This window comes from Janthinobacterium algoris (assembly GCF_051380935.1).
Lineage (GTDB): Bacteria > Pseudomonadota > Gammaproteobacteria > Burkholderiales > Burkholderiaceae_D > Janthinobacterium.
This window is the reverse complement of the sequence record NZ_JBNYXZ010000004.1, coordinates 27,631-41,047: the sequence shown is the minus strand read 5'-3', so window position 1 is coordinate 41,047 and position 13,417 is coordinate 27,631. Positions and strand designations below refer to the sequence as shown.

2 protein-coding genes are annotated in these 13,417 nt (G+C 67.5%); both read left to right on the top strand.

Translation table 11 applies throughout. The annotated features are described in order from the left end of the window. Positions 1-12: 12 nt before the first annotated feature. Positions 13-12,687: a filamentous hemagglutinin family protein gene (locus tag ACQ4W7_RS07080; RefSeq protein ID WP_436529425.1), complete on the top strand. Its 12,675-nt coding sequence runs from the start codon at positions 13-15 to the stop codon at positions 12,685-12,687. Further along, positions 12,684-13,397, top strand: a complete 714-nt coding sequence (locus tag ACQ4W7_RS07075) for a sigma-70 family RNA polymerase sigma factor (protein ID WP_436529423.1) — start codon at positions 12,684-12,686, stop codon at positions 13,395-13,397. The genes ACQ4W7_RS07080 and ACQ4W7_RS07075 overlap by 4 nt, the downstream gene beginning before the upstream one ends. Positions 13,398-13,417 lie beyond the last annotated feature (20 nt).

The window sequence follows — 13,417 nt, the reverse complement described above, 5'->3', positions numbered from 1 at the left end:
GAAACCATTGCCATGACCAAGCTTCACACTGCCCAGCGCCCAGTCCCGAACGTTGACACGGGCGCGCAGCGGTCCTCCACGCTGGGCAGCCGCTTGCGGCTCACGCCGCTCGCTTACGCACTGACCACGATGCTGATGGCGGGCGCCTTTACCACGCCGGCGCGCGCGCAGCAGGCGTTCAGCGGCGGCTGGTTCGCGGCCAAGGGCGCGGCGCAAAATACGGCGGCCAGCTCGGGCCGCTTGCCGAATGCTCAGCCGCTGCCGCTGGGCAGCCGCCCCGAGGGCCAGCAGGCGAATCAGCAACTGCAGCGCTCGCTCAACAACCTGAACCTGGCCGCGCGCGCCATTGCCGCGCAGCAAGCGGTGCAGGCGCAGGCGCGCCAGCAGGCCGCTGGCGACCCCAGCGTGCCAAATGGGCTGGCGCAGGGCGGCTTGCAGGTCGACACCAACAGCCTGACGGCCGGCTGGCTCAACGCCCAGGCGCCCGTGCAGACGGTGGCGGCGGGCAAGATGGCCGTGGTGGTGCAGCAGACGGCGGACAAGGCCATTCTGAACTGGGAAACGTTTAACGTCGGCAAGGATACGACCCTGACGTTCCAGCAACAAAAAGACTGGGCCGTACTGAACCGCGTCAATGATCCGCAGTCGCGTCCCAGCCAGATCCAGGGCCAGATCAGGGCCGACGGCACGGTGCTGCTCGTCAACCGCAACGGCATTGTGTTTACCGGCACGAGCCAGGTCGACACGCGCAGCCTGGTGGCGGCCGCGGCTCGCGTCAGCGATACCCAATTCCAGAAGAACGGCATCTACAGCTCCGGCACGGCCGGCGCCACGACGTTCACCGATGCGGCCGGCAAGGTGCAGGTGCAGGCGGGCGCGCGTATCGCCAGCAATGCGCCCAAGGGCAGCACGGAAGGCGGCGGCTATGTGATGCTGCTGGGTAAGGAAGTCCACAATGCGGGCGAGATCAGCACGCCCAAAGGCCAGGCCCTGCTGGCCGCCGGCGACAGCTTTAATATTAAAAAAGGCGTGGGCACCGATGGCAACCCGCTGTCGAGCACGCGCGGCAGCGAAGTCACGCCGCAGTTCGCGGCCGCCAGCACGGCGGGCAAGGTCGTCAACACGGGCCTGATCCAGGCGCGCGAAGGCGACATCACCCTGGCCGGGCGCACAGTGCAGCAGGACGGCGTGCTGCTCGCGTCCACCACCACGGCCACGCGCGGCACCATTCACCTGAATGCCTTGGGCAGTGACGCGGCCGTCACCGTGGGACGCGGCGCCACCACGGCCATCCTGGTCGAAGACGACGGCAAGACCACGGCGCTCGACAGCCAGCGCGACGCCATGCGCGGCCCGGCCGTGACTTCGACGGAAAATATTCTCGCCGTGAACGACCGCCGCGACCAGTCGCGCATCGAGATCGGCAGCGCCGGCACGGTGGAATTCCTCGGCGATTCCCTGACCCTGGCCACGGGCGGCCAGATCGCCGTCAACGCCGCCAGCCGCAGCCTTGTGCGCGACGGCGCCCAGCTCGACGTCTCCGGCGCCGTGGGCGTCAAGGTCGCCATGGCGGCCAACAATGTGGAAATCAACGTGCAGGGCAACGAGCAGCGCGATGCGCCCGTGAACCGCGACGGCAAAGCCTTGATCAACAACAATATCTGGGTCGACCGCCGCAAGCTGGTGTTTGTACCGAAGGGCACGAACGGCTATGACAGCGACCGCTGGTACACGGCCGGCGGCTTGCTGGAAGTGGCCGGTTACCTGGGCACGCAGGGCCATTCCGTCAGCGAGTGGATGGCGCAGGGCGGCACCGTCAGCTTCGGCGGCAAGGATGTCGTCACGCAAGCCGGCTCCGGCATCAACCTGTCGGGTGGCACCCTGGATGTGCAAACGGGCGCACTGCGCCAGACTTGGCTGAAAAGCGCCGATGGCAAGCTGGTTGAAGCGGGCAGCGCGCCCGCCGACTTGCCGTATGCGGGCGTGTACAAGGGTTACGAGGAAGAGCATGCGCGCTGGGGCAAGGAGGCCAGCGCGTTCTACGCCAGTCCATTGATCGCCGCGCAGCAGCGGCTGGAAAACGGCTACACGGTGGGCCGCGACGCCGGCAAGCTGGTGATCGCCACCGGGTCGGCCGTGCTGGAAGGGGGCATCGCGGGCGACGTTTTCCAGGGCGAGCGCCAGATACAGGCGCCGCAGGCGCTGCTCGACGGCTACCAGCAGTCGCCACTGGCGGCCGCGCAGCGGGGGCAGTTGATCGTTGGCCAGTATCAGCCGATGTTCGACAAGCGCACGGGCGTGCTGCAGCATGCGCTGTCGGCCGTCATGGACGAGGTGCGCTTGACGCGCGTGCAGGACGGCATCGCCGCCGGCCTCGAGGTGGCGGACGTGCTTGCAGTGGAACGCCAGGGCAAGCTGCTGCTCGATACCAACTTGCTGAACGAACAACAGCTGGGCGCCATCCGCATCGCCGCGAAAGGCGCGATCACGGTCGACAGCGCGCTGCAGGTGGCCGACGGCGGCAATATCACCCTGTACGGCACGGACGTGGCGCTGAACGCCAGCCTGCGCAGCCATGGCGGCAGCATTGCGGCCGGCAATGTGCTGAACCAGATCGGTGCGGCGGGCATGGCTGACACCTTCGTCATTCCGGGCGGACCCGCCGGCAAGCTGGTGCTGACCGATGGCGTGAGCCTGGACACCAGCGGCTTGCTGGCCAATGTGCTGCGCGACCCGCTGGCCGCCGCCGGCTTGCCGTACCTGAACGGTGGCAGCGTTTCCCTGCGCGCGGTTGGCGACGTGCGCATCGGCAATGGCAGCCTGATCGACGTGAGCTCGGGCGCGGCCATTCTTTCACAGGCGAAGCAGCAGGGCGGCAAGGGCGGCAACGTTACCCTGGCCAGTTATGGGCCTAAGGCCGACCTGCTGCTGGGCGAGGGCGCGCAAGTGCGCGGCCATGGCGTGGCGGGTGGCGGCAAGCTGGAATTGCAGGCGAACAAGATACTGGTCGGCCCAGCGGATACCGCACAGAAAGGCAGCCTGCAGCTGGGCGGCGACTTCTTCGACAAGGGTTTTTCCAGCTATAGCCTGCTCGGCAAGCAGGGCTTGACGGTGGCGGACGGCACGCTGGTGGACGTGCGCATGCCCGTGCTGCGCGTGGTGGACAATGAAAAATTGGCCTTATGGACGCCGGAGCAATACACGCAAAATGCATTCAAGGGCACCTTGACCCAGCGCAAGGGCGCCAGCCTGGCCTTGCAAGTGGGCGATATCCAGTCCGACGCGGCCGATATGGCCAGCGCCGAACTGCTGGTCGGCAAGAATGCGGTGGTGAATGTCGATGCGGGCCAGGCCATCAAGCTGTCCAGCGTGGGCCAGTTGACGGTGGAAGGACGCTTGAACGCCTGGGGCGGCAAGATCAGCTTGGGCGGCGTGGGCGTCGACGTGAATGTGTCCGAAGCGGTGGAAGCGGCCGGCCATGGCCGTTCCCTGTGGATCGGCGAGAATGCCGTGCTGGACGTGGCGTCGCGCGCCGTCACGGCCACCGACGTGCAGGGCCGACGCTACGGCAAGGTGAGCGATGGCGGCAGCATCGTCGTCGGCGGCGAAATCAACCATGCGCAGGGCAGTACCTCGGCGGCCAGCCTGTTTGTCGTCGTGCGCGACGGTGCCGTGCTCGACGCTTCCGGCGCGCACGCCGTGCTCGATGTGAACGGTGTGAATGGTGTGAATGGTGTGAATGGTGCGGCGGTCGATGTGGCCAGCGCGGGCGGCAGCATCGCGCTGGCCTCGAACAATGGCTTGTACCTCGATGGCCAGCTGCTGGCCAGGGCGGGTGGCGCGGGCGCGGCGGGCGGCACCCTGTCCGTGGCTACGGGTTCGCCCGAATACCGCAAGGAGCTGGCGCATGCCAGGGTGCTGCAGGGACGCCAGTTGAAGTTGACGCAGCAGCAGGTCGCCAGCGACCTGGCCGATGGCGTCAGTGCACAGGAGGCGGCGCAGGACGGGGCGCAAACGCTGCAGTACGGCCATGGCCGTTTTTCGGTGGAGCAGGTGGACGCGGGCGGTTTCGGCAACCTGGCCCTGCTTGGCGCGGCAAGCTTCGATGGTGACGTGTCGCTGAGGCTGCAGCAAAGCTTCCAGCTGTACGGTGCGCCCATGCTGTCGCCTGGCAGCAAGCCTGGCGCGAAGGTCAGCATCGCGGCGCCGTATGTGCGCCTGGCCAGCGTCAAGCCTGTCGGCCGCGATTTCTATACGACGCCAGGCAGCGCGGGAGAATCGCCGGTCGCCCGGCAGATCAACATCGCGGGTGACTTGATCGACGTGCGCGGCATGGTCAGCATCCTGGCCGACGATGTGCGCCTCACCAGTCGCGGCGACCTGCGTTTCCTGCTGTCCCCGCTGGGCTGGGATGGCAATCAAGCGACGACGGTGCTGTCCTCGCCAGGCGACATGACCCTCAGTGCAGCCCAGCTGTATCCGGAAACGGGCGCCGGTGCCGCCGTGCGCGTTGGCTCTGGCTTGGTCGAGGGAAAGTTCGGCTACGATCCTGCGCGCAGCCTGAACATCGCCCGCACGACCGACAGCGTGCCAGCCATGCCGTATTCCGCCTTCGGTTCGCTGGAACTGGAGGCTGCGCATATCGAGCAGGGTGGCGTGGTGCGCGCGCCGCTGGGCCGTCTGGCGATCGGCGCGGCCCGCTATAACAATGACAAGAGCCTGACGGTGAATCTATTGCCTGGTAGCATCACCTCCGTCAGCGGCGCCGGCCTGGTCATGCCGTATGGCGGCACCGTCGATGGACAGGCCTGGAATGTGGATGGCAAGCCGGCCGCCCTCCTGGGCGTGGGCGGCTTCAGTGGGCAGGGCGGCCTGCTACGCGTCGGCGTGGAAATGGCTGGCGTGGCCGTGGACGTACAGCCTGGCGCGCTGCTCGACCTGTCCGGCGGCGGCGAACTGACGGGCGCCGGTTTCATCGCCGGTCGCGGTGGTTCCACCGACGCGCGCACCCATCCGCTGGTGCAGGTGGGCGCGAACGGCGGTTTCGTCTTGCCTGGCCTGGCGACCAACCCTGTGTACGCCATCGTGCCGGGGGTGCAAACGCCGCAGGCGCCTGCGGGTGGCGAAAAGGGTGCTGCCGATGCGGCCGTGGGCCGGCAGGTGACCATCGGCAATGGCGTGCCGGGCTTGCCCGCCGGCACCTACACCCTGATGCCCTCGACCTATGCCTTGCTGCCGGGCGCCTTCCGCGTCGAATTGAACGGCCTGGCGGGCCAGGGGGGAAGCGCCGCCCTGGCGCAGCAGCTGCGCAATGGTTCCTGGGCCGCGCCCGGCACCTTGTCGATTGCCGGCACCGATATCCGCGCGCCGCTGGCCAGCCAGCTGATACTCACGCCAGCCAAGGTCTTGCGCACGTATTCCCAATACAATGAAACGGGCTATGCCGCGTTTGCCCTGGCCGATGCGCAGACGCGCGGCATTCCCCGGGCAATGCTGCCGTCCGATGCCAAGACGCTCAAGCTGACCCTGGCGCAAGATGGCGGTCTGGACACATTCCAGTTCCGGGGCACCGGCAAGTTCGCCGCAGCCGAAGGCGGCTATGGCGGCACCGTGATGCTGGGATCGAGCAATGTCTCCAATGGCGAGATTGAAATTCTCGCCGATGGCGCGCCGGCCACCAGCGGCGCCGGGTTGGTCAGCGTGCGCGCCTCCAGCCTGAACAATATCGGTGCTGCCCGCATTGTGGTGGGCAACATACCGACGGTGGCATACGGCCAGGGCGGCAATTACGTGAACTTCGGCGTCAACTCGGCGCGCGCCATCTACCTGCGCGCGGGAGCCGTCCTGTCGGCGCCCGAGGTATTCCTGGTGGCCCAGGACCCGGGCAATGAGATGCAGGGCGATGGCTTGATCGATATCGCGCCTGGCGCGGGTATCAGCACCTTGGGACGCGGCAAGGCCGCGTATGACGCCAACGACGGCTTCATCTACAAGACCCGCGCGGACATGCACGTGCTGGCCGCGTCGAACGGCTTGCTCAATGCGGCGCCGGTTGGCGGTTCGGCGCGTGGCGGCATCCGCATCGGCGTGTGCGACGACGCTTGCGCCGGCACCAGTACAGCGAGCCTGTACTCGGAAGGCACCTTGCTGCTGTCGACCAATGGCAGTTTCCAGCTGGACGACTCGGCCCGCTACGGTACGCGCAACCTGAGCCTGTCCGTGGGCGCCATCAACATGGGCAGCAGCGAAGCGCTGGCGGCGGCGCAGGCCAACGGCACGCGTTCCAGCGGCCTGGCCCTGAACCAGGGCGTGCTGGACCGCCTGCTGCGCGGTGATACCAGCACGGGCGCACCGGCGCTGCAGGCGCTGATGCTGAGTGCGGCAGACGGCGTCAATTTCTATGGCGACGTGGTGCTCGATACCTACGACAAGAGCACGGGAAAATCCACCCTGGAGCGCCTGGTGCTGACCACGCCGGCCATGTACGGCCAGGGCGGCGCCGATACCGTGGCTACCATCCGCACGGCCAACCTGATCTGGGGCGGCGCGCTGTCTCCAGCTGGCAATATCATCGCGCATGGCGCCGGCACGGGCAGCGGCACCCTGAACCTGGAAGCGGAACGCATCGATTTCGGCTTCGGCCCGTTCACGCAACCGGCCGGCGTCGCCTCGTTCGACCGCCTGGCGCTGGGCTTTGGCACCGTCAACCTGAAAGCCTCGGGCCAGGTCACGGCCAACCACAAGGGCAGCCTGTCCGTCTACCAGGCGCAGGGCGCCTACGAGGTAGGCAAGGGTTACCAGGTCAGCGGCGGCAAGCTGAACATCATCACGCCGCTGTTGACGGGAGACGCCGGTTCCGCGCACAGCTATACGGCGGGCGGCGCGCTGACGGTGGCGGCGCCGGCCGGCGCGACGCCAGCGGCTGCCGTCAAAAACAACGATGGGCTGGGCGCCCAGCTGGCCTTGCATGGCGATAGCGTCAGCGTGGCGACGGCCGTGGTATTGCCTAGCGGCAAGCTCACCGTCAACGCGCAGCACGACATTACCGTGGCCGACGGCGCGCGCATCGACATGGCGGGCCGCAAGAGCACCTTCTTCGACGTGGATAAATACAGCTGGGGCGGCGACGTCACCCTGGACAGCCGCGCCGGCGATATCCGCCAGGCTGCGGGTGCCGTGATCGATCTGTCGGCCGAGAACAACCGCGCTGGCAGCCTGAAGGCCGTGGCGCTCGATGGCGCGGCCGGCATGGTGGACTTGCAGGGCAAGATACTCGGCGGCGCCAGCGGCAGCTACGACGCGGGCGGCACCGTGGTGCCATACAAGAAGGGCAGCGTGGATGTGCGCGCGCAAACGCTGGGCGCGGGCGGCACGCTGGACAGCCAGTTCGCCGCGCTGAACACGCGCCTGACGGAAGGCGGCGTGACGGGCGGGCGCAGCTTCCAGCTGAAACAGGGCGATCTAACGATAGGTAATGAGCTCAAGGCGGGTGAAGTGCAGGTGTCCGTCGACAACGGTCGCCTGGTCGTCGCCGGCGTGATCGACGCCAGCGGCGAGCGCGTGGGCAGCATCCGCCTGGCCGGCAAGCACGGCCTGACCTTGGCCGGCAATGCCGTGATCGACGCGCATGGCAGCGTCTTGCGCGTTGACAGCTATGGCAAGATTATCGACAGCCCGAACCGGGCCATGGTGGAATTGAACGCGGGCGAGGGCACATTGGACCTGGCCGGCGGCGCGCAGATCGACGTGCGCCATGGCACGGCGGCCATGGCTGGCAAGGGCAAGGGCCAGTACGACGGCGCCGCGCGCGGCACGCTGGAGCTGAACGCGCCGCGCCTGGGCAGCGGCGGCACCCGCACGGATGCAGACGCCGCCACCTTTGGCGACATCGCCATCGCGGCCGGCGGCGGTTTTACCATCCGCGGCGTGAAATCGATCGCCGTCAACGCCATGCAGCGCTACGACGACGCGGCCTACGCCATGGCGCCGGACGCGAATGGCGTGCTGGTGCCGGAGCTGTCGGCCAGCGGCCGTCCTTATCAGGTGATCAACCAGGCGTATCTCGACAGCAAGCATGCGGACAGCACGGCCTTCATCGATGCGGCGCTGGCCAACACGAAATTGCGCAACGGCAAGCTGGCGGGCTTAACGACGGCCGCGTATGCCGATGCGCTGCACCTGCGCCCAGGCGTCGATATCGTCAGCAAGACGCCCGATGGCGACCTGGTGGTGCAGGGCGACCTGGACCTGTCAGGCATGCGTTACGCCAGCCTGAATCCGCGCTTCCAGCAGACGGGCGTGCGCGGTTCGGGCGAGGTGGGCAGCTTGCTGCTGCGCGCCGGCGGCGACTTGAGCATTTACGGCAGCATCAATGACGGCTTCGCGCCGCCGCCCGCCACCAAGGATGACAAAGGCTGGGTATTGCTGCCGGGCCGCGACATCAATGGCAGCGACGTCATCGTGCCGGGCCAGGGCGTGACCGTGGCCGACGGCACGCTGTTCCCGGGCGGCATCGCGCTCAACTACGATTTACCCATCAAGGGCTTCAATCTGGGCGCCAATACGCGCCTGCCCGCGGCCGTGACCCTGGACCAGGCCGTGACCTTGCCGGCAGGCACGGTGCTGGCGGCGGCCGTGCGCGACAGCGCCGGCAATATCATCCATGCGGCTGGCAGTCTGCTGGCCACGGCGCAAACCTTGGACGCCGGCATGCGCCTTGACGCAGGCAGCGTGCTCAAGCAACCGGTGAAAGTGGGCGCCATGACCTGGCCCAAGGGCATGCCGCTGCCTGGCGTGGCGGGCGAACGCTCCATCTTCATACTCAACGGCAACCTGGCGCTGGCTGTGGGCTCCCTGATCCCGTCCGGCACCGACGTCAAGCTGATGGCCGGCGTGGCGTCCATCCAGCTGCGTCCGGAAGTGGCGGGCAGCCAGGGCAAGTTGTGGGCCATCGCGCCCATGCTGGCCGAAGGCTCGCAAGCGTGGGGCATGCGCCTGGTGGCGGGCGCCGACCTCGATGCAGCCGACACGCGCAGCGTGCAGGCGCATCCCGAGCATGGCACCCTGCGCCTGGCCGACAGCCATTACGGCATGTCCGGGATCCTGATTCCGCCGAAGGGCGTGCAGTACTGGAGTCAGGCTGCTGCGGACCTGGGTATCGAAGGCATCGTGGCCGGTGAAATTATCACTGACGAATTCCTTAGCCGGTTCGATACCAATATCGTGGATTTCTGTGCCGGCGACCCGACCATGTGCGTGTTGAAGGTAGCGTACATCTGGACCAAGGTCGGCGCGGAAGAGTTTGCCGACGACAGCGTGAAGGCGGGCGACGTGGTCGACCCGGTGGCGCTGAAGTGGTTGACCATTTGCGAGGAAAATCCCACTTGGTGCGGCACCTCCAGTTCCACGTTCGACTACAAGGCGTCCAGCTTGCGCTACAGCGTGCTGCGCACGGGCACGGGCGATTTGGACCTGCTCAGCGGCGGCGACTTGCGCATGGACAGCCTGTATGGCGTGTACACGGCCGGCATGTCGTCCACGGCGACGTTGCCGGGCGACCCGTTCAACCAGGCACGGGCGCGCAATGCCGACGGCAAGGTATTGAACAATCTGGACGGCGAGCATGAACACCTGGTCGATGGCGGCACCGGCAGCATCTACCGCGCCTGGTACCCCGACCAGGGCGGCAACCTGCTGCTGAAGGTCGACGGTGACCTGAGCGGTTCGTTATTGGGCCGCAGTGCCGCCATCAATTTGCGCCCCGTGACGGCGGACGCGGGCTATGACAGCACGGCCGTGGGCAACTGGCTGTGGCGCCAGGGCAGCGGTGGTCTCGCCATCGGTGGCCTCGCGCAGCCGGTGGCTTGGTGGGTCAATTTCGGCACCTATGTGGGCCGCAGCACCCTGGCCGACGACGTCCTGGGCTTTACGGGTTTCGGTACCCTGGGTGGCGGCAATCTGCGCGCCGACGTGGCGGGTGACGCCGGCGCGCTGGCGCTGGCGCAGGGCAGCAGCTATGACGGCAATATCAATACCCGTTCGCAGGGCTTGCTGCTGGCGGTGGGCAGTACGGGCCGCGTGAATGCCGATGGCAGCATGGTGTTGACGGGCGGCGGCGACCTGGACCTGCGCGTGGGCGGCGCCATCAACCCGGCAGGCATGCCGAATGCTGGCCACATGAATGGCGCCCTGGTCGACTTGCGCGGCCACGCGGAAACGTCGGCCGCGCAACTGGGCAGCCTGAAGCTGCAATATGGCACACAAAGTACCGATCATGCGCCGAAAGAAACACGCGCCTACGATGCCTTCACGGCCACGCGCGCCACGCCGCAGGGCGGCATGACCCTGGTGCCGGGCGACGCCACGTTCAGCGTGGCGACCCTGGGCGACCAGGTGCTGCAAGATGTGGCCGATCCCGGCCGCGTACTGATGGTCAACCCGACATCGGCGCTTGCGCCATCTGGCGAACTGGGCATCGCCACCAGCTGGTTCAGCCTGTGGACGCCGCACACGGCGCTCGACCTGTTCTCCGCCGGCGGCAATCTGACGCCATTGACGGGGGCGATCGGCACGGAAACCGACTTCGCCACCATCTACCCCTCCATCGTGCGCGTTGCGGCAGCGCATGGCAGCCTGTACTACGGCAAGACGATTGTGGACAGCAATGCTGCCAACAGCTATGCCGCACCATTGCTGCTGGCGCCGTCGCCGAATGCACAACTGCAGTGGCTGGCCGGTGATTCCATCTATGCTGGCGGTTTTACCATCGGCCAATCCGGCGCGGCGGCGGACAGCATGGCGACGCCGTTCAAGCCCGCCTACCTCGCCCTGACCCCGAATTCGTGGTCGACCGGTCCGCTGGCCAGCAATCTGTCCAGCACGGGGGTGCCGGCGAGGGCAGATGTATACCAGCTGTTCGCCTTCGGTCCCGATTCGGCCGCCGGCCCTGGCAACAGCGGCACGCAAGCGGCCCGCATCTATGCCGTCAAGGGCGATTTGCTCGGCGTCAACGTCGGTCGCATCGTCGAGTTCTACGACGCCAAGCATGCGGGCATCACCTGGTATGAGGGTGCGCAACCGGTCTGGATGAAGGCCGGGCGCGACATCGTCAGCAGCGGCACGGCGCTGCTGGAAGGCGTGGGCGGCAGCGAGAGCGGCATGTTATTCAACAACAGCAGCAACCTGTTCGTGCATAACAACGCCTACGACGTGTCGTTGGTCTCGGCCGGGCGCGATATCCTGAATAGTTCCTTCAACGTGGCCGGCCCCGGCACGCTCGATATCAGCGCCGGGCGCAATATCCTGATGCAGGACAAGGGCAGCGTCGTCAGCCTCGGCCCCGTCGTGGCAGGCGACAAGCGTGCGGGCGCCGGCATCGCCATGCAGGCGGGCGTGGGCGCGGCCGGTCTCGACTACCTGCGCTTCGTCAAGCCCTACCTCGACCCTGCGAACGTGGCGCAGACGGGCGTGCCGCTGGCCGAGCAGGCTGGCAAGATCGTGAAATCGTACGAGAAGGAGCTGGCTGCGTGGCTAGGCGAGCGCTACGGCTTCAAGGGCACGCCTGCCGAAGCGCTGGCCTTCTACCTGGCCTTGCCCGAGCCGCAGCAGCGCGTGTTTGCCCGCACTGTGTATTTTGCCGAACTGAAGGCGGGCGGACGCGAGTACAACGACTGGGACAGTTCGCGCTACGGCAGCTTTTTGCGCAGCCGCAACGCCATCGCGGGCTTGGCGCCGGCCACCGACGCCGGCGGCAAGGCGATTTCCTATGCGGGCGACATCGTCATGTACCGCGGCACGTTTGGTCTCTACAATCCGAGTTCGGGAAACAATGACCGCATGGTTCCCCGCAGCGGCTACGTGCACACCAACTTCGGTGGCGATATCGCGCTGCTGACGCCGGGAGGCAAGCAGGTATTCGGCATCGAAGGCGAGGCGCCGCCGTCGACCTCGGGCGTCATCACCAAGGGCGGCGGGAATATCAACCTGTTCTCGCATGGCAGCATTCTGCTGGGCCAGAGCCGCGTCATGACCACGTTTGGCGGCGATATCCTGGGCTGGTCCTCGGAGGGCGACATCAACGCGGGGCGTGGTTCGAAGTCGACCATCGTCTACACGCCGCCCAAGCGCGTGTATGACAACTGGGGCAACGTGACCCTGTCATCCGACGTGCCGAGTACGGGCGCCGGCATCGCCACCCTGGCGCCGATTGCCGAAGTGCCGGCCGGCGACGTGGACTTGCTGGCGCCGCTGGGCACCATCGACGCGGGCGAGGCGGGCATCCGCGTCTCGGGTAACGTCAACCTGGCCGCGCTGAAGGTGATGAACGCGGCGAACATCCAGGTCAAGGGCGAAGCCAAGGGTATGCCGACGGCGGCATCCGTCAACGTGGCTGCCATGACGAATGCCAGCGCGGCCGCCACGCAGGCGACGGCGGCGGCGCAGGACGTGGTGCAGCGCGAACGCGCCGCCACCCGTTCGGCGCAGCCATCCGTGTTCACGGTGCGCGTGCTGGGTTTTGGCAGCGACGCGCCGCCTGACAGCGCGCAAGCGATGCCGCAGGACGGCGCGCGCATCGAGGCGGCCGACTACAACCCGCGCAGCGCCGTGCGCGTGCTGGGCCTGGGCCCGCTGCCGGAATCGGCCACGCGTCAGCTGACGGCGCAAGAACGCAGCAGGTTGTCGCCATGATGGCCCGCTTGGCCGAACCCTTGCCCTTGCGCGCGGCCGGCATGGCCTGGTGCCTGCCCGCTATCCGGCCCCGTCTGCGGGCGGCCAACGACATGGCGCCAGCGCCAGCGTCGTTGCCGGGGCAGGGCAGGCAGATGCAGGCTGTGCTGGAAAGCAATTACCGGGGCTTGCACCGGCGCCTGACGCGCCACCTGGGTTGCACCGAGCTGGCCAGCGACAGCCTGCACGACGCCTGGCTGCGCCTGGGCACGCTGGCGGCGGGCGATGGGGCGCCGCTGGCGCACAGCCCCGTCGCCTATGTGTTTCGCGTGGCTTGCAATGCGGCCATGGACAGCCTGCGCCGCAACCGCGCCTGGCTGTATGCGGACGAGGGCGATGTGGACGGCGCCGCTGGCCAAGTCGATTTTCTGGCCGATATGGCGGCCGGGCCGGAACGCCTGGCCGAGCTGCATGCCGACGTGCGCCGGCTGGCGCAGGCTGTCGACTTGCTGCCGCGGCGCCACCAGCAAGTGCTCGAAGCGTTGCGCGTGGACGAACTGACCCGACAGGAAGTGGCCGAGCGGCACGACATGTCCTTGCGTAATGTCGATACGGCTCTGCGCCAGGCGCTCGACCATTGCGCGCGCCACACTGGCCATGCGGCACAGGGTGGCGTCGGCACGTCCCGGCGCAGCCTGAGACTGAACGTTCGTTCGCGTACAGACGCTTAAATCTCCTGCTGCCAGACTGG

Excerpts from the sequence above, each read along its gene's own strand:
- ACQ4W7_RS07080 (WP_436529425.1), top strand. The coding sequence starts at position 13 with ATGACCAAGCTTCACACTGCCCAGCGCCCAGTCCCGAACGTTGACACG.
- ACQ4W7_RS07075 (WP_436529423.1), top strand. The coding sequence starts at position 12,684 with ATGATGGCCCGCTTGGCCGAACCCTTGCCCTTGCGCGCGGCCGGCATG.